The following is a 16,910-nucleotide window of genomic DNA, read 5'->3' as shown; positions in this document are numbered from 1 at the left end:
GTGCATCAGTCGGGGCCGGGAGTGCTTATCAGCAGTTAAAAAACGGAGAACTAGTGCAGGTCCTAGAAGACTACCCGCTGATTTCAGACTCCGCTATTTGGGCGGTTTACCCGAGTTTACGTCTGTTGGCTCCGAAGGTCCGAGCTTTTATCGACTATTACGCCGAGCAATATCAAAGCCCGCCGTATTGGGACCGTTGACACCGGGAAATGCAGGCCGGGCTTTGACTGTGTTTACTATGAAGGTTGTGTATCTGGCTGTGGTTACTGGGTAATTTTCGCTAGTACAGATTCTATAGCGTTCACCACATCCTGAGCTTTCTGAGCATCCAGTGCGTCAGAATGCGGCTCGCCAAAGCGTCCGATATCGTTATCAAAGTAGAGGCCGGAAGCATCTGTAAACTCATCGGATAGTGCTGCTCGAACCAGAATATCCGCCCCCACAGTGAGATCGCTGCCTACGATACCGAAGGCGCTTTTGACCATCTTGCTGGCAAGCAGTGATTTCGGGTTTACCGAGACGATCATCGGGCCTTTGTCTTTCAATTCCAACCCCATAATGCGAGACCACATGGTGATCGCCAGTTTGCTTTGGGCATAAGCTTCGTTGTCGGATAGCTGCCCTTTCCCAGCCAGAGCCTCTAAATCTACCGGAGCCTGTGCCGCTGAAGAAAGGTTAACCACACGCCCGTTCGGTTCAAGTAATGGCAACAACTCTTTTGTCAGTAAATAAGGCGCAATGGTGTTAACGGCAAACCGAATATCCAGTCCGTCAGCGGTGAACTGAGTCGGTGTGTTATATACCCCGGCATTATTGATTAGCACATCCAGCTTGCCGTGACGTTCAGCGACATCCCGGATCAGGGTTTCAACATTCTTCATGTTCGATAAATCAGCAACATAGCTTTCAACACAAGCGTCACCTGATAATTGAGATAGAGTTTTTTCTACTTCTGCCAGTTTTGCTGGGTTACGTCCGTGCAGCAACACATGGTGGCCTTGAGAGACCAGCATTTTGGCAGTTTCAAATCCGATACCGTCGGTAGCGCCAGTAATAAGAATGATTTTTTGCATGGTTATTGTCCTTCCAGGTTGAGTCGCGGTGATGATGATGGCTTATTCATCATAAGCGGAGGGCGAAGGATCTTCTATCAGGCAAGGGAGTGAAACAGTTTCTACAAAATGTTGATAATGGTGTGGTGGCTTAAACGTAACCAAAAAATAGATTAAGTAGTGGTCTTTTAATTAAACAGTAGCCGAGAATGTTGTTTGAGTTAAATCATTGAATAGATGAGTAGTGATAACTTCGAATGAAATATTTATTGGATGGGGGTGGCATTTTTTTTGAAGAATAAAGTTATTTTATTCCAATGAATTATCATGTGAGACGACACTTATAACAGCTGTGTACAGTTGGAGTGAAGATAGTATCACTAATTCTGAAAGGGGGAATATGTAGCATGGAAAATAATGAAGTCACTAATAGGCGTGAGCTTTCCGTTAGAAATACAGGACCAGCTATAACTATAGCCTCTTGGCTTTCCCGAAAAGAAATTTCTCCAAACCAGATCTCTCTAACCAGTGTTGTATGTGCTATAGCAGGTTTTTTTTGTCTTTTAGGTTATAAATGCGAAAAATCAGCAACTCTTCTGCTTATGGCTGCAATGTTTATTCAATTACGATTACTTTGTAACTTGTTCGATGGAATGGTTGCGGTTGAGGGAGGGAAAAAAACGCCAGCAGGAGAGCTATTTAATGATTTGCCAGATCGGATAGCTGATCCGCTGTTCATTATTGGTACTGGTTTTATTGCTAGTGATAACAGTATATGGATTGCTTGGTTTTGCTCTTTAATGGCTGTTCTTACTGCTTATATCAGAGTGTTGGGGACAAGTATGGGCTGCCCCGCAGATTTCTGTGGGCCAATGGCTAAACAGCACCGTATGGCTCTTTTGACTGCTTCATTAATATTGATGTTTATTCTAGATACTTTAGGAATGGAGCAGGGCAGGATTAGTTATGTGATGACTTATTCTCTATGGGGCATGTTGCTTGGGTTATTTGTGACTTGCTATAGACGAGTTGTAAAAATTTTTAATTATAAAAATAACAGAGTAGATCATGTTTGATATTCCTCCATATTCATTTTTAACTATGTTAATAGTCTTATTTGTCTTGTGCCTAGCTAGCGTTATTTGTTACTACCTGTCGAAAATTAACCCAGAGAAGGACTACGACGAATTAAAACTTAGAATTAGATCTTGGTGGTGGATAATTGGTATTGTTTTTTTTGCCTTAAGTTTACCAATAAATGTTACTGTGGTATTTATTGGCCTTATGAGTTTTTTTGCATTTAAAGAGTTTTTGTCGATAGTTCCAAGTCGGGTATCTGATCGTAAGGTTATTTTATGGTCTTATTTGGCGATTCCCTTTCAGTATTACTGGTTATCCATTGGATGGTATGGAATGTTTATTATATTCATTCCAGTTTACATCTTTTTGTTCCTTCCGATGATTATGGTTGTAAATGGCGACACAAAAGGTTTCATTCGATCTGTAGGGCGGCTCCATTGGGCTCTGATGCTCACTGTATTTTGTCTTAGTCATATGGCTTACTTATTGGTTTTACCACCGCTTAATTTGTCTGCTGGCTCAATAGGGTTAGTCCTATTTTTGTTAGTAATGACTCAATTTAATGATGTCTCTCAATATGTTTGGGGAAAAACAATAGGCAAGAGAAAGATTGTACCCAAAGTAAGCCCTAATAAAACATGGGAAGGTTTTATTGGCGGAATGTTAACTATTATCTCTATATCATTTTTTTCAGCGCCATTATTAACACCGTTAACAATGATACAGGGTGGGATTTCTGGCTTGATTATATCTTTGAGCGGGTTTGTTGGTGACTTAGTGATTTCTTCAGTGAAAAGAGACCTTGGAATTAAAGATACGGGGGGAATGATACCTGGACATGGTGGTATTTTAGATAGAATTGATAGCTTAATGTTTACAGCACCGTTATTTTTTCACTATGTATACTATCTGTATTATTAAAAATGTAATAATACTCAGGGTGTTATTATTCTATGATAGAAGTGTGCTTTAGTAGTATCGGCAGAAGATAGTATGTAAATAACTCCATTTGACTTTTTCATACCAATAGTTGACTTTCTATTGGAAGGCATGGATGTTTAGAAAATATCTCCATGCCTGTTTGTTCTAACTTTTATGAAAAAGTTAATGCATCTAGGGTGAGTTTTAGTGGGTAATGTGTACTAAAACATAGTAAAGCTAACGCATATTTTTTTCACGTTCTTTTTTCTTTTGTTCTTCTTCTATGATCTTGTTGAGTTGCTCTTGTACTTGAATAAGGCGGCTCTGAAGATTTTCTTTGAGCTTTTGTGCCGGCTCGTTATCGAACTTTGCTAAGTGTTTTATTTGCTCTGTCAGCTCTTCAATTTCTTTGTTCAGGCGTTCTTTAAGCTTCTCGATTTGGCTCTTTTCTTTGTCATCTTTCTCTGTACGCTGCTCTTTGGTAACGCTGTTTACACTTTTCTTTAATTGGATATTGAGGTTTTTAGCATGGTCGATAGCAGAGATTGGTGCTGGGTTATTAAGATTGAACCCCGACGGGTTATCTGTTTCAGCAAGCTTGTTGTGTTTGTTTGCCTCTGCTTGAGAATTTGGTGAGACTGGTTGTTGAAAGTCCCTGAAGAGAGATGCTGTGTGCATTGAAATGTTCATTTGGCTCATGAGTCCTTCTTTTTATTGGTTCTTTTAGCAGAAAGCGACCAAATGTGAGTGAAGGTTAATGCTTTGATTGTATGGATTTGTAATTATTGGTTATTTAGTGGCTGGTAAAGTTGTTCCCTAATCCCGCACCTCTTTCGATTTTGTGTTGCTTGCTTTTATCGAACTAACCTTATCTCCTAAACATACTTTAATCTGCTCTCCGTCGAGGGTTTCATGTTCTTCGAGTTCTTGAATTAAGCTTTCCAGTTGTTTCTTGTGGGTGCCAATTAAATCTATCGCCTGCTTTTCCGCTTCAGAAAGAAATGCTTTTACTGCTTTGTCGACAGAGCGGGCCGAACTTTCGGAAAAGTGTCGGGGCTGGGCGATTTCTTTACCTAAAAACGGATGCGATTCGCTGTCTCGGAGATCTACCGGGCCAATTTCCTTCGACATGCCCCAGCGGGAAACCATGGCCCGTGCCAATGCGGTGGCTTGGGCTATATCATCATCGGCACCGGAGCTGATTGTCCCCAGCATGACTTGCTCAGCACTGCGCCCGCCCAGAATGACTGCTAATCGGGCTCTTAAATAGTCCTCAGACAAGGTATAACGCTCATATTCCGGCAACTGGTGAGTAACACCGAGAGCTCGGCCGCGAGGAATAATACTGACTTTATAAATCGGATCAGCGTCGGGTTGGAAATAGGCCACTAAGGTGTGTCCGGATTCATGAATGGCAAGACGATGGCGTTCGTCTGGCTGGATTGCCAGAGTGCGCACTGTTCCTAGCATCAGTTTATCTCTGGCTTCATCAAAGTGTGCCATGCAGACTTTGTCTGCTTTATCACGGGCAGCGAACATTGCTGCTTCATTTACCAAATTTTTTATATCGGCTCCGGAGAAACCGGGTGTCCCGGCTGATAGCTGTTCAAAGCTGACATCATCATTAAGCGGCATTTTTCGACTATGGACTTTCAGAATAGCAATGCGGTCGTTGCGGTCCGGTAGCTCCAATACCACATGGCGGTCGAAACGGCCTGGGCGTAGTAATGCCGGGTCGAGTACATCAGGACGGTTGGTTGCTCCAAGTACTATGATGGCTTCATGGCCGCTGAATCCGTCCATTTCAGCAAGTATTTGGTTCAGGGTTTGTTCTCGTTCATCATGGCCGCCGCCGAGCCCAGTGCCACGGGTGCGGCCAATGCTGTCCAGTTCATCAATAAAGATAATGGCCGGTGAATTTTCTTTGGCTTCCTCAAATAAATGGCGGACGCGTGAAGCCCCCACTCCGACAAAAACTTCAATAAACTCCGAGCCGGAAATTGAATAGAAACGGACACCAGCTTCACCAGCCAGAGCCCGCGCCATTAAGGTTTTACCTGTACCCGGTGGCCCCATCATTAGCACTCCGCGTGGCACTTCGGCTCCGAGCTGACGAAAGTGAGATGGGTGTTTGAGAAACTCAACCAGTTCTGATACTTCTCGTTTGGCAGAGTCCTGCCCGGCGACATCATCAAAATTGACATTTGGGATATCTGACTTGCGAGGTGAACCGCGCAGGAAGGAGTCCAGCTTGCCTTTGCCTCCAATCCCGCCGGTGATGTTTTGCTGTGCCCGGTTGATAGCCCAGAACCAGAAGCCAATGATCACGATCCATGGCAATAGGTTCAGCAGGATCAACCATAATCCTTTGTTTTCATCTGGTGGTTGTACTCTAAGCACAATGCGCTGTGCTTCAAGGGCCGGAAGCAGGCTCTCATCACCAATATCGGGTATGCGGGTTTCAAACTTTCGGCTCAGGGTTTTCTGTGGGCCGATGGGTTCTTCCTGCAATAAGGTGACTTCGGCTTTATTGCCTCTAAGGGTGACCGATGCCACTTTTCCGTCAGTGAGCAGCGCCTTGAATTCACTGTAAGGAACAGCCTCGGATGGTGACTTGGCGGAGTCATTCGTTAGCAAAAAATAAAATATGATCAGGCCAAGAATCAGTACGGCATTGATAATCCAGTTCTGGATATCCGGTGTCTTTTTCGGATCTTGTTGTTCTTCTGGCATCTGTATTCCTGCCTGTAAGCCTGATTAGGTTTAGAAAATTTCATTCTGGCTTAACTGTAGCAGTTGTTGGCTGTGTCTTTTGTCTGAGAATTGCCAGTATCCCTGAAAAATATGGGGCGAAAGTGATGGATAAAAAAAGAACTGGCTCTACTGATTAACTCTTAAATAGTTTCAAGTGAGCGAGTAACTTTACTGGTTAACGTGTTGTCACAAAAAAGTGATGTATGTCAGTAATTTGTGCGTGATTTGCTATATGCAAAAACGGAAACGTTGGCTATGTTTAGAAAAAACTGATTCTCAGGAGTGAAAATGGCCGGAGCGAGTTTATTAACCCTTTTAGATGATATAGCGACAGTGCTCGATGATGTTGCTGTAATGAGCAAAGTGGCGGCGAGGAAAACCGCGGGTGTGTTGGGAGACGATCTTGCTCTGAACGCGCAACAGGTGTCCGGCGTTAGGGCTGAGCGGGAAATTCCGGTCGTCTGGGCGGTGGCAAAAGGTTCTTTTCGTAATAAGTGTATTCTTGTGCCGGCGGCATTGTTGATTAGCGCGGTTTCCCCGTGGCTGATCACCCCAATGTTATTGCTCGGTGGTCTTTTCTTGTGCTTTGAAGGGGCTGAGAAAATCGTTGAAAAGTTACTGCACTCTCCAGTTTTGCAAGAGTCAGATCTGCTGGAGAACATGGACAGGGCCGACGATTTAGTTGAGTTTGAAAAAGAGAAAATCAAAGGAGCAATACGAACCGATTTTATCCTTTCGGCTGAAATTATAGTGATCGCATTAGGAACGGTTCAGGGTAGCAGTCTGGTTACCCAGCTTCTTGTTGTCAGCTTGATCGCGGTGCTGATGACAATCGGGGTATATGGCCTGGTGGCCGGGATAGTCAAACTTGACGATTGGGGATTGCATTTAGTCAGAAATAACCACGTCTCAACTTATGTTCATGCGCTGGGTAACGGATTAATCAATGCTGCGCCCTATCTAATGAAAACGCTGTCAGTTGTCGGCACAGTGGCGATGTTTCTGGTTGGCGGCGGTATTGTGGTTCATAGTATTCCGAATTCCCATGAGCTGATTCATCATCTTACGGATCAGACAGGTATGATGCCTGGCAACGCTATTATGTTGCCTGCGTTTCTCAATGCTGTGATTGGTATTTTGTCCGGTATTTTGGTGCTTGGGATTTTTTCTGTGTTCGGAAAGATGAAAGCGGTGGCTAAACCGGGATCTTGAGCCGGATTTTGAGTTGATACAAACTCTTTTTAATATAAGGAGTTATGTTAAAGAGGTATTTGGATTAAAATTATCTTGCCGAATGCCATACAGAAAGAGACACAAAATGAAAAACGCACTGCTTGCGACAGCTTTTACAGCCTTACTGAGCCTATCGAGCTTTCACGCAACAGCTGAAACTGAACCGGTTACTTTTCAGGATATTCCCGAAGTAATGGCTGAATTCTATTCAGCGAAAGTGTTTCGTAAAAAGGCGTTTACTCTGGGTCGTTTGCCTCACCCGAGTGAGATTGGCCGGAAGCTTCCTACTTATGTGGCCGATGAAAACGGTAAGCCAAAACTGGAAACTGAAAATGTGATTTCATCGGATGTTGTGATTGCCCGTAATCCTGAGCCGGTCAGTGGTGCAGTTTTTAATGAATGGCTGGTACCAAAAGAGAAGTGGCAGGAAACTTACGTTGAATTGCCGGATCAGATGCGATTCATGCCATTCCAGCGCGCTAAAACAATTAAGGCTATTCCTATCACGGACGACATCCTGACACTGTTGGGCAGTGAAGATGGTGAAACCGCTGTTATTGCCGTAGAGTGGAATGATCAGGGGATGATGGTCTATAAAGATGGTTATCTGACGGACGGCGGCTATGGTATCGCTCCTGAAGAAATGGATAAGACATACGAAGAAATCGACTAGGTAACTCGGCTTGTGAAAAAATCCCCCCGCTATTACAAGCGGGGGATTTTTATATCGGCTTTGCTTTCGGTTGTTTATAGCGGTTATGTATGGGCGTGTTCAGCCGCTTCTTTGGCTTTCAGGTAAGCATCAATAGCACAGCCGCCTTCATGGTTTTGATAACCGGGATCATGGGCGCGCCATTGCGGATCAACACTGACAGCCAGCGCTTTGAATGGATCAACCCATTGTTGGGTGTAGTTCGCAAAGGCTTTACGGTAAGTATTCAGTAGTTCGATGTATGCCGGATCACTGGCGAGGTTGCGGGTTTCGCCCGGATCATTAACCATGTCGAACAGCTCTTCTCCGCCTTCCTGATAGACAGTATATTTATGCGTTTTGGTACGATACATCCGTGCCGGTTCAACGGTCATTTCTCGGCTGGTGTACCACTGGCTGACAACTGCTTCACGCCAATCTGACGGTGTTTCGCCTTTCAGCAGAGGCAGTATGCTACGGCCATATAATCCTGTCGGCGCCTGGATATCAGCATAATCGCACAGTGTCGGCACCAAATCACACAGAGATACCAGCTCGTCATTTTGCTGACCAGTAGGAATTCCTGGCCCTGCGAGAACAAACGGGATATTGGTTGTTTCTTCATAGAAGAAGTTGAATTTAGTCACCAAACGGTGGCTGCCCATACCGTCGCCATGATCACTGAAGAAGACGATCAGGGTATTGTCTGCGGCATCGGACTTTGCCAATGCGTTGAGTACCTTGCTGATCGAATCATCACCCATTTTTGTATAGTGGTAATAAGCAGCAAGGTACTGGCGATAGTTTAATTCACTCCAGTGAGATGACTGGTGCATACGGTGATGGGTACAGCACAGGTGCTGGATAGCTGGTGGACGGTTGGTAATCTCATCCTGATTTTCGAAGTTGTTGCGTAGTGACGGTAGCGGGCCTAGACCGGGAATATCACCATGCGGCCCGTCAAAGGCACCGACCCAGCCACAGATGTTGTGCGGGTTATTGAAGTCGACAGCCATGATAAATGGTTTGTCGTGTTTCTTTTGCAGATACTCTACGCTTTTGATTTCGGTATAAACGTCTTCCCGGGAGTCGTAGTTAACCGGGAAGCCATCCGGAGCTTCCAAATCAAGTTCAACCTGGTCACTGCACTCAAAGCCTTTCAGGGAACCAAAATCATGACGCTTACCAAAATGAACAGCGTCATAGCCGGCTTTTGTGAATAATTCACCCAGAGTGGTCATGGTTTCCGGAATATCTGGACTGTTATTGCCGTGTACACCATTCTGATGTGGCAGACGTCCGGTCCAGAAGGATGCTCTCGAAGGTCCGCAAAGCGGGTAAGCGCAATAGGCGGAATTGAAGCGGGTACCGTTACGGATTATCTGGTCGATGGATGGGGTCTGAACATCTTTGTTGCCATAGCCGCCGACAGCATGTCGGGAAAGCTGGTCAGCACAGATAAGCAGGATATTTTTCGGTTTTCCTTTGGTATTCACTGTGGCTGTAGACTCTGATGGCTGACAACCGGTCAGCGCGGTGGCGGCTGTGGTTGTAGCTGCTGCACCGGCTATACCTTTGATGAAGTTACGTCTGGTGATGGACATGCGATTTTATTTCATCCTTGTGTCTGTTTTGAGCGTCTTAGTTCAGTGAGTACACTTTAAAATCATCAATTCGCAGGTGGCTCTTCCAGGTTCTGAAGCCGAACTTACCCGACTTGAACTGCTCTTTATCTTTGATTTCGTATAGTTGTTTGTCGTTAGCAAAAACCAGGATCTTGTCGTCAAGGCTAACGATCTTGATATTGGTGTGCTTGTTTGGCACGTTCATGAATGCTTTGTCATTGACGTCAAATTCAGGTAATAGAGGACGGGTTCCGTCACCAGGATAACGGCGGAAGCGGGTGGTGCTGTTATCGTTGGCGCCATAGCCGATGTAGTAAAGTCGCATCGGGTCATATTTGCGCATGTCGCCGCCACGCCATGCCGACTTAGTAAAGAAGTCGCTGCTGCCAGGTTCTTGTGCCATCCAGAAGAAGTTGAGGTCTGTTCCCCGGTCATTGGCTCCGCCATTAACGACGACAGCGCCATTAAATTCGATGACAGATGGTGTATTGATTTCTTCCCTGAACCAGATAGTCACGCCAGCACCATCGTCAATATCAAGCTCCTGGTTGATTAATGAAACCTGTGTTTTGTCTGTTTTTTCGACAACCCACTGCTTCATGTTCTGGCTGAAGTCATCGCTATACAGCAAAGTGCCTTTTTCATTGATTAGGGTTTGTGGATCGATGCTTGTTGCTGCTTGCGTTAAGCCTGTGAAAGCAAGAGCTGCGGCAAGCGTTAGCTTTGTCATAGATTTCATTTTTATGTCTACTCTTCTGTATTGTCGATATATTCAGGTTGTCGGTAGAGCAATTTCTGTTTCACAGGCAGTTTTACTAGCCTGGTTAAACTGAAAGCCGAGATGCCTGAAGTTGACGTGAATCGGAAACAACCTTTCGGAATCTTCGTTTGTCGTTTGCTTTCGGATCGTAAGGTAATGAAGTTGATTTGACTAGGGTGAAGATCACAGAAAGGTAAGAAGAAAAAATAAAAAGGACATGGGCTTATTTGTTGGCTGGTGCTTATATTTTAAAGTTGTAAATATGAAGCTGATAAATGGTGCAGAAAAGAACGTGAAATAAATGTCGAAGAAACTAATAAAAATATTTTTACCGACATGTGCTACTTGGTGAGTATATAAAAGGCAGGCTTAGATAGCCTGCCTTTTTAAGATTAACTTTAATTTATAAATTAAAGCTGTAACCAATAATAAGTTTGATTGCAGTCTTATCTGCTTTGTTTGGAATATCTTCTGCAGTCAGTTGTGCAATAGTATCATCCGGACGGTAGAAAGATTGTTTGAAGTTGAAATTAAGACCTTTCAACATTCCTGATTTAGGAATATATTTGGCCTCAATAACATGCTCGAATTCACTACCGTATTCAATGTCACCACTGGCTTTCCCTTTGATTGGTGAGTCTGCCCAGTGGTAACGGTAAGAAAGTTTAAGATCTTTTAGTCCCAGATGACGAAAGTCATAAGATAGACCTACAACCATTGCTTCTGTTCCATCACGACGGAAACCGTGGTAACCACCAGTTGTCGGTAATTTCAGCCAGCCTTTGGCATTACCGAAACCGTAACTGAAGCTACCGTTTTTATCTGGGTTATCCAGTGGGGCATTAATCTTTGTAAAGCCATACCATAGTGACCAGGCATCATGATCAAGCTGGAACTCATAGCTAAGGGCAGATGCATAGCTTTGGAAGTTGGCCTGGCCTTTTTCCAATTCTTGCTGCCAAAGATCACCAGCTTCATGGTTGTAATAGTACTGCGCTTTCATTAACAGGCTGCTTTGCGGATTCAGCTTCATACGGTACCAGGCATCAGTATGGTATCGACGCAGGTAATCCTTGGCTTCCCCGTATGCAATCTGGTAGCCACCATCAAGGCCGAACTTTCTGCGAACACGGGCAGTATAGAGGTAATCATAGGTGAGAGGGTTAATGTCGTAATAATTGGAATTACCTGTTAAATCGCCCATTTCATTGTCATTACCTGCCATAAAGCCAGTTACATAGGCACCGTCAAAGAAGTATTCCTGATACTTTTGTTTAAGCATGATGCCACGATAACTGGATAGTAGCGCATCATCCGGATCGGCTGTCGAGATAAGACCGACGGTGTAAAAGCCATCACCGATTTTCATGCTGCCGTCACGCCAGTTTAGTTGCATGTTTGCAACAGGCAGTTTGCCGTAACCTTCAAGCTCTTTACACTTGTATTGCCCTGTACCTGGCTCTTTACCTGTCCAGAAACATTCTTTACTTTGAAATATTTTCTCACCGGCATTCCAGTTATGAACATCACCCGGATAGGAGGTATCAAGTTCAAATACATAACCATAACCCAGGTTAAAACTGGCTTTTACCGGAGTTTCTCCGATGCGGGTTTTTCCTGTTTTATAAAACAGGCCGACAGATTGCCCCCATTCGTGTTGTTTCTTAATGCCGTCAATATTCTCTGGTTTATATTTCGTATATTTCTCAGTTGACTTGTAATAGTTAATCAAAGAAATCGTTGTTGTATCACCAGTGGTAAGGTCATTAAAAGTATCGCTGATAACAGAGGTGTGCCCTGCTACTGGAAATATGGTGAGGCTTGTCAGTAAAACAGAAAGTAAAGCTTTTGGTGCGGTGTTTTTTCTGCAATCCTTTTCACCTGTAATAGGAAACATTTTTCTCTTCTACTCCATGTTTCAATTCCAGACATAAATTCAACTTGTCAGATGGATATATGTCAGATGCTTGTTTTAATTTTCTATTTTTATCCTACCTGTAACTTTCGGTTTCTTTCGTGTTGTTTGTCACGAAAACAAAAATAAGTTAAAAATGAAAAAACAAAATCAAGATCACTGAAAAAAGAAAATCAAAAACATATTATGAAAAGGAATGAAAGCTTTTCTCTTACTGCGAATGTGAGGTCGGTCATATTTCAAGGAGGGGATATAGGCGTTTTTGATATGTGGATGAGGAAAAGAAAATGGCAGTAGAACATGCCAGTAAAACAACGCAAAAATCGTTGCTCTCTGTTGCTGTGGTAACAGGGCTGCTTTTTGGGGGGAGCTTCCATGCAGCAAAGGCCAGTGAATTGCTCACTGATCTGAATGGCCTGGCAGGTCTATCGCAATACCAACAACTGAAGGCTTCAAATACACCAGCTGCTGTAGCTCGGATGTCAATTGCTGATGATGCTGTAAGTGGCGGGGCTGATGCTACAGAAGCTTATATTATGCGCCGTATTCAGGAGCTTGCTGAAACGGAGGATAATGCTGAACTTAAAGCGTTGCTGGCTTCGGCAACAACAGATGAGCAGGCTGCACATCTGGCTGGAGAGCTGACCCCGGATCGCAGCGGTGCCAATATTTATGGTGTGATTCAGGCGCAAGACCTGTTTACCAATACCCTTCGCAAACGAACTTCAGACTATATTCTGGGAGATTCTGCCAGAACATCAGTATGGGCAACCTATCTGTCATCGGATTATGAAATGCCTATCAGCTCTGATGGTGCAAACCGTTTTGACGGTTTCGATGCTACCTTTTCCGGTGCAGCTTTCGGTTTTGAAAAGATATTGTCTGCTGACACTATCATGGGTGTGGCTTTTAGCCAGCAACAGGTGAAGTCAACCAGCAGACTGTACAATAACAAAACCGATATAGATTCCTACCAGGCGGCTCTTTACGCGACGACGACCTTATCAGACTGGTACTTCAGCGGGCGCAGTGTTGTTGGCTGGAATGCCAACACGACCGACAGAGCCATCGGTGAAAGCAGTGGTTATGACGGAAAGACAGATGCGAAAGCTCGCTATAACAGCCATAACTTTGCGCTGCAACTGGATGTTATGTACCCCATTTACTGGCAGGAGTTCGCTTTGTTGCCGACGGTTTCAGCGGGCTACACCTGGGTGAAAGCTGAAGATTATGCCGAAAATTATATCCGCGATTTTAATAAAAAAGGTGAGTTGGAGCGTTCATCAGGATCACCTGCTGCCCTTGCATATGATGAGCAAAGCTATCAGGAAATGAACCTCGGTCTGGGGTTGGAAGCTGCACATAGTTTCTACTTTGACTATGGCGTTATTCAGACCCGCCTTGGAGCCAGCGCTACTTTCGAAATGCTTGATGATGAGTTGACCACAACGGCTCACTTGGTTAGTGGCGGTGACAATTTCACTGTCGGAGTAAGTGAGCGGGAAGATACCCGTTATCAGGCCTATGCCAGCTTGCTTTGGGAGACCAACGGCAGCTTCAGCTGGAGCCTTACTGCTGAGCGGGAGTGGGACGATAAAGCCGAGAATATGATGTTCTACGGCCGTGCCGTGTACTCCTTTTAATAACTCACTGATTATTAAACGTGGTTAGAAGTAGATGAAAAATAAAAAATTATCCAAATTGGCATTGCTGGTTACGGCTGCTGTTGTCAGTGGGTGCAGTCAGAGTGAGGGGATGATTGCGGAAAGTGAGCTGGATACCGCATCGTTTCACCAGCCTGGTGGCATTATGTATTTCTTTGAACAAGGAATGCCGGATACGATTTCAGTATCCAACGGAAGTAAGCTTTCACTGTCCGGGCAACATTTCAAAGATGGAGTGACAAGTCTGGCATGGGACTATAAGCCCGGCGCTAAACTTAAGTTCGTGCAACCTGTTGGTTACAAGCCCTTTGTAGCTAATGATAGCGATCAGTCTCAAAGTACATTTTCTGCCTGGATATATAGCCCGGTAGCTCAGGATGCCCAGCTTACCTATGAGTTCGGCACTGATGGTAAGCGTGACGTGTCATTTGTCATCAACATGAACTTTACCGGCTGGCGCCACCTGTTGATTCCGTTTTCCGACATGGACGGGACTCCCCGTGAAGGGATGAACTATATGCAGGTGTCTATACCTGAAAAAATGGAAGCCGGGCAGCTTTATATGGACCAGGTAATGCTGAGCATTCCGGTTGATCCGCGCTGGCCTACGCGTGATGCTGTTGTTTCTTACATCAATACCGAATCTGATACCGCGCCAAACCGACACTGGCTGGCACTGTACCGCTATCAGACTTTCCTTGATGGTGCCAAATCAGATGCACCGCTAAAACCGCTTGATGAGAGCGCATTAAACGACATTAACCAGAAATTAGAGCAATTTGCGTTATCCGGTAAGGATAAACAGCCAGATCTGGCTCAGCTCCGCAATCAGTACAGTACCTATGAATTGGTAGACAATGCCGGAGTGATAACCGGAAAGCCGCTGAGTAATAAAAACCGCCTGAAAATCTTCCTAGATAAAGGTGTGAATAAAGGGCTGCTGAACCAGGATGGTTTCGATACCGTCTTTAGTGGAACCGAGATCCGCAGCTACGGCGAATTTATGTTGGAATTGGCTAAAGCCATGCGAAGTGATCTCTCTGCGTTGGATAAACACGCCCTCGGTGAGATGTATATCAACCTGACTCGTTACGCCCTTGAGCAGGGTTTGGCGGCGGGCAGCGGATTGGGAACGGCTCACCATATGGGGTACAGCCTGCGTGCATTATTCCAGGCACACTTCCTGAATCGGGATTTACTGGCAGAAAACCAGCTTCTTGATGATGTCAGTGACATGATGTCTTGGTTCTCGCTGACAGGACGTATCTACCGTCCTGAATCCGAGATGACTAACTTCAATGTGGATGTGATGAACACTCAGCTTCGGGGCATGCTTTACAGCATTCTAATGCAGCCGGATGACCAGGTTCGTGCAGCCCGTATGGAGCAGTTCAGTTTCTGGTTATCACGTTCTATCACACATTCTTATGGTCTTGGTGGTGGTTTCAAACAAGACGGTTCGATCTTCCACCATGCTCAGCACTACCCGGCCTATGGAAAGGGAGCGCTTAAAGGAATGACGCCTGTGGTTGAAGCCTTGAGTCGTACCAGTTATGCAGTTACCCCGCAGGCACATGAAGTGGTAAAACACGCTGTAGCCATGACTGAAATCTACAGCAATGATGCTCTGACGTTGGTTGCAGTTAACGGGCGTCATCCGGTTGAGAAGCAAGATATCGATCTGTCACCGTTCAGGCATATGGCCATGGCGGGCTCACCGGATGGTAAGGCCGGGATTGATGCCGATATGGCGGGCGCATATCTGCGGTTGGCGAAAAAGAAAGATACTTTCAGCCGTTATCTTAATAAGCAGGGCTTCAAGGCATCAGCGGCTCCGACTGGCCACTGGTCAATGAATTTTGCCAACTTGTCGATTCAGCGTCGTGACGAGTGGGTTGCTGCGGTTCGCGGTTTCAGCCGTTATCTGGTCGGTAACGAAACCTATGCCAATGCTAACCGTTATGGCCGTTACATAAATTATGGCCAGCTGGAGATCATGGGACCGGACGGCAAAACACGTGCATTCAGTCATGACGGCTGGAACTGGAATCGCTGGCCGGGAACAACGGCGGTACAGCTGCCTTTCAATGAGCTGAGAGCAAAACTGCGCAATGTTGATTCCTTCAGCGGTCTTGAGGAAATGCTGTTTTCAGAGCAAACCTATTCCGGTTCACTGAGCCATCAGGACAACGGAATGTTTGCCATGAAGCTGCAAGGTCATCCGAAATATGATGCTTCATTTGGTGCCAACAAGTCAGTGTTCTTCTTCGATAACCGGATTATCTCCCTGGGCAGCAATATTCACACAGAAGATCAGCGTTATCCGACACAGACAACATTGTTCCAGAGCGTGTTGCGTGAAGGGGGGGACAGTGTGAAAGCTAATCGTAAGTCGGTTTCAGATGCGAATAACCTGACTGTGAACCGCGGCAAGAAGCCATCTGTATTGGTTGATCCTCAGCATAATGCTTATTTCATTCCGGCCGGCGAAACAGTCAGACTGAGTGTCGGTGAGCAGCGTTCTGTCAGTCAGAAGGACAGCAAACCAACGCGTGGTCGTTTTGCTACAGCCGTGTTGGATCATGGTAAGGCACCGACAAACGGCAAATATGAATATGCGGTACTGGTTGATGCTTCAAAAGCAGAAATTAAACAGTTTAATCGCCAGTTCAAGTCAAAACAGAAGCCGTACTTAGTCAAAAAGCAGAATGAAAATGCGCACATCGTCTGGGATCGTGCATCTAATACGACTGCATATGCTCTGTTTGAATCTTCTGCATCAATTGATGATGGGCTTATCAAGTCAACAGATGCGCCTGTGATGGTGATGGCGTCGCCGCATAAGCGACAACTATCCCTTTCTGTGGTTAACCCGGATCTGAACCTATATCAGGGGAAGGACCTCAGTCAGTACAACGATCAGGGTGAACAGAAGGAAGTGAGTATCTATTCCCGCCAGTGGAAGGACAATCTCTCTGCCCCCATAACAACAAATTTGGTTCTTAACGGTAAGTGGAAAGCTCTTGGCAAGCTGCCTTCCGGTGTTGAATTGTCTGCTCGCGCTGATGGCACAACCTTGTTGAATGTGACAACGGTTCGCGCTGAAGGCGTTGATATCGAACTAAGCAAAATTTAATCACGATTGCGAGATAACTGGTCTGTTACCCGCTCAGGGTAAGGCCCTTATGGCAGCCTGCTTCGTTATCGCTGGCTGC

The 16,910-nt window shown here is 45.2% G+C and carries 12 protein-coding genes and 1 pseudogene; 7 read left to right on the top strand and 6 right to left on the bottom strand.

Annotation, left to right across the window (positions count from 1 at the left end):
* Window positions 1-23 precede the first annotated feature (23 nt).
* Window positions 24-200 (top strand): annotated as a pseudogene (locus tag AACQ93_RS24435) (LysR family transcriptional regulator); the annotation flags it as partial.
* Between the two features lie 63 nt (window positions 201-263).
* Here the strand turns inward: AACQ93_RS24435 and AACQ93_RS24430 are convergent.
* Window positions 264-1,073, bottom strand: coding sequence for an SDR family NAD(P)-dependent oxidoreductase (locus tag AACQ93_RS24430; RefSeq protein ID WP_064609507.1), 810 nt, complete (start codon window positions 1,071-1,073; stop codon window positions 264-266).
* Window positions 1,074-1,459: 386 nt separating this feature from the next.
* Between AACQ93_RS24430 and AACQ93_RS24425 the strand changes: the two genes are divergently transcribed.
* Both AACQ93_RS24425 and AACQ93_RS24420 read left to right on the top strand, forming a co-directional pair.
* A complete protein-coding gene (locus tag AACQ93_RS24425) occupies window positions 1,460-2,128 on the top strand; it encodes a CDP-alcohol phosphatidyltransferase family protein (RefSeq protein ID WP_064609506.1) in 669 nt (222 codons plus the stop codon).
* Window positions 2,121-3,053: a phosphatidate cytidylyltransferase gene (locus AACQ93_RS24420; RefSeq protein WP_064609505.1), complete on the top strand. Its 933-nt coding sequence runs from the start codon at window positions 2,121-2,123 to the stop codon at window positions 3,051-3,053. The genes AACQ93_RS24425 and AACQ93_RS24420 overlap by 8 nt, the downstream gene beginning before the upstream one ends.
* 237 nt (window positions 3,054-3,290) lie before the next feature.
* Here the strand turns inward: AACQ93_RS24420 and AACQ93_RS24415 are convergent, their stop codons facing one another.
* Entirely contained in the window at window positions 3,291-3,752 is a 462-nt protein-coding gene (locus AACQ93_RS24415) for a hypothetical protein (RefSeq protein ID WP_064609504.1), read from the bottom strand.
* A gap of 117 nt (window positions 3,753-3,869) precedes the next feature.
* Window positions 3,870-5,786 carry an ATP-dependent zinc metalloprotease FtsH gene (gene ftsH / locus AACQ93_RS24410; RefSeq protein WP_064609503.1) on the bottom strand — a complete coding sequence of 639 codons (1,917 nt, stop codon included), beginning with the start codon at window positions 5,784-5,786 and terminating at the stop codon, window positions 3,870-3,872.
* 309 nt (window positions 5,787-6,095) lie between these two features.
* On the opposite strand from ftsH, the gene AACQ93_RS24405 reads away from it, so the two are divergent.
* Together AACQ93_RS24405 and AACQ93_RS24400 are read left to right on the top strand one after the other, a co-directional pair.
* Window positions 6,096-7,019: a DUF808 domain-containing protein gene (locus tag AACQ93_RS24405; protein WP_064609502.1), complete on the top strand. Its 924-nt coding sequence runs from the start codon at window positions 6,096-6,098 to the stop codon at window positions 7,017-7,019.
* Window positions 7,020-7,125: 106 nt separating this feature from the next.
* Window positions 7,126-7,713, top strand: a complete 588-nt coding sequence (locus AACQ93_RS24400; protein ID WP_064609501.1) for a hypothetical protein — start codon at window positions 7,126-7,128, stop codon at window positions 7,711-7,713.
* Between the two features lie 83 nt (window positions 7,714-7,796).
* Here the strand turns inward: AACQ93_RS24400 and AACQ93_RS24395 are convergent, their stop codons facing one another.
* The 3 genes from AACQ93_RS24395 to AACQ93_RS24385 form a co-directional block, all read right to left on the bottom strand.
* Window positions 7,797-9,335, bottom strand: a complete 1,539-nt coding sequence (locus tag AACQ93_RS24395) for a sulfatase family protein (protein WP_157097657.1) — start codon at window positions 9,333-9,335, stop codon at window positions 7,797-7,799.
* A gap of 37 nt (window positions 9,336-9,372) precedes the next feature.
* On the bottom strand, window positions 9,373-10,086 hold the full coding sequence (locus AACQ93_RS24390; protein WP_064609500.1) for a DUF6250 domain-containing protein: 714 nt from the start codon (window positions 10,084-10,086) through the stop codon (window positions 9,373-9,375).
* 433 nt (window positions 10,087-10,519) lie between these two features.
* Complete coding sequence (locus AACQ93_RS24385) at window positions 10,520-12,013, bottom strand: OprD family outer membrane porin (protein ID WP_064609499.1); 1,494 nt, start codon at window positions 12,011-12,013, stop codon at window positions 10,520-10,522.
* A gap of 305 nt (window positions 12,014-12,318) precedes the next feature.
* Between AACQ93_RS24385 and AACQ93_RS24380 the strand changes: the two genes are divergently transcribed.
* Window positions 12,319-13,674 (top strand): autotransporter outer membrane beta-barrel domain-containing protein, encoded by a 1,356-nt coding sequence (locus AACQ93_RS24380; RefSeq protein ID WP_157097656.1) that lies wholly within the window; start codon window positions 12,319-12,321, stop codon window positions 13,672-13,674.
* Between the two features lie 34 nt (window positions 13,675-13,708).
* Window positions 13,709-16,831, top strand: coding sequence for a chondroitinase family polysaccharide lyase (locus AACQ93_RS24375; RefSeq protein ID WP_064609497.1), 3,123 nt, complete (start codon window positions 13,709-13,711; stop codon window positions 16,829-16,831).
* Window positions 16,832-16,910: the final 79 nt, after the last annotated feature.

Origin of the sequence: Photobacterium sp. J15 (genome assembly GCF_963870815.1) — a bacterium.
In the GTDB taxonomy this organism is placed as follows: domain Bacteria; phylum Pseudomonadota; class Gammaproteobacteria; order Enterobacterales; family Vibrionaceae; genus Photobacterium; species Photobacterium marinum.
The sequence above is the reverse complement of the archived record's forward strand: the minus strand, read 5'-3'. Positions and strand labels throughout refer to the sequence as shown.

Excerpts from the sequence above, each read along its gene's own strand:
- AACQ93_RS24430 (WP_064609507.1), bottom strand. The coding sequence starts at position 1,073 with ATGCAAAAAATCATTCTTATTACTGGCGCTACCGACGGTATCGGATTT.
- AACQ93_RS24425 (WP_064609506.1), top strand. The coding sequence starts at position 1,460 with ATGGAAAATAATGAAGTCACTAATAGGCGTGAGCTTTCCGTTAGAAAT.
- AACQ93_RS24420 (WP_064609505.1), top strand. The coding sequence starts at position 2,121 with ATGTTTGATATTCCTCCATATTCATTTTTAACTATGTTAATAGTCTTA.
- AACQ93_RS24415 (WP_064609504.1), bottom strand. The coding sequence starts at position 3,752 with ATGAGCCAAATGAACATTTCAATGCACACAGCATCTCTCTTCAGGGAC.
- ftsH (WP_064609503.1), bottom strand. The coding sequence starts at position 5,786 with ATGCCAGAAGAACAACAAGATCCGAAAAAGACACCGGATATCCAGAAC.
- AACQ93_RS24405 (WP_064609502.1), top strand. The coding sequence starts at position 6,096 with ATGGCCGGAGCGAGTTTATTAACCCTTTTAGATGATATAGCGACAGTG.
- AACQ93_RS24400 (WP_064609501.1), top strand. The coding sequence starts at position 7,126 with ATGAAAAACGCACTGCTTGCGACAGCTTTTACAGCCTTACTGAGCCTA.
- AACQ93_RS24395 (WP_157097657.1), bottom strand. The coding sequence starts at position 9,335 with ATGTCCATCACCAGACGTAACTTCATCAAAGGTATAGCCGGTGCAGCA.
- AACQ93_RS24390 (WP_064609500.1), bottom strand. The coding sequence starts at position 10,086 with ATGACAAAGCTAACGCTTGCCGCAGCTCTTGCTTTCACAGGCTTAACG.
- AACQ93_RS24385 (WP_064609499.1), bottom strand. The coding sequence starts at position 12,013 with ATGTTTCCTATTACAGGTGAAAAGGATTGCAGAAAAAACACCGCACCA.
- AACQ93_RS24380 (WP_157097656.1), top strand. The coding sequence starts at position 12,319 with ATGGCAGTAGAACATGCCAGTAAAACAACGCAAAAATCGTTGCTCTCT.
- AACQ93_RS24375 (WP_064609497.1), top strand. The coding sequence starts at position 13,709 with ATGAAAAATAAAAAATTATCCAAATTGGCATTGCTGGTTACGGCTGCT.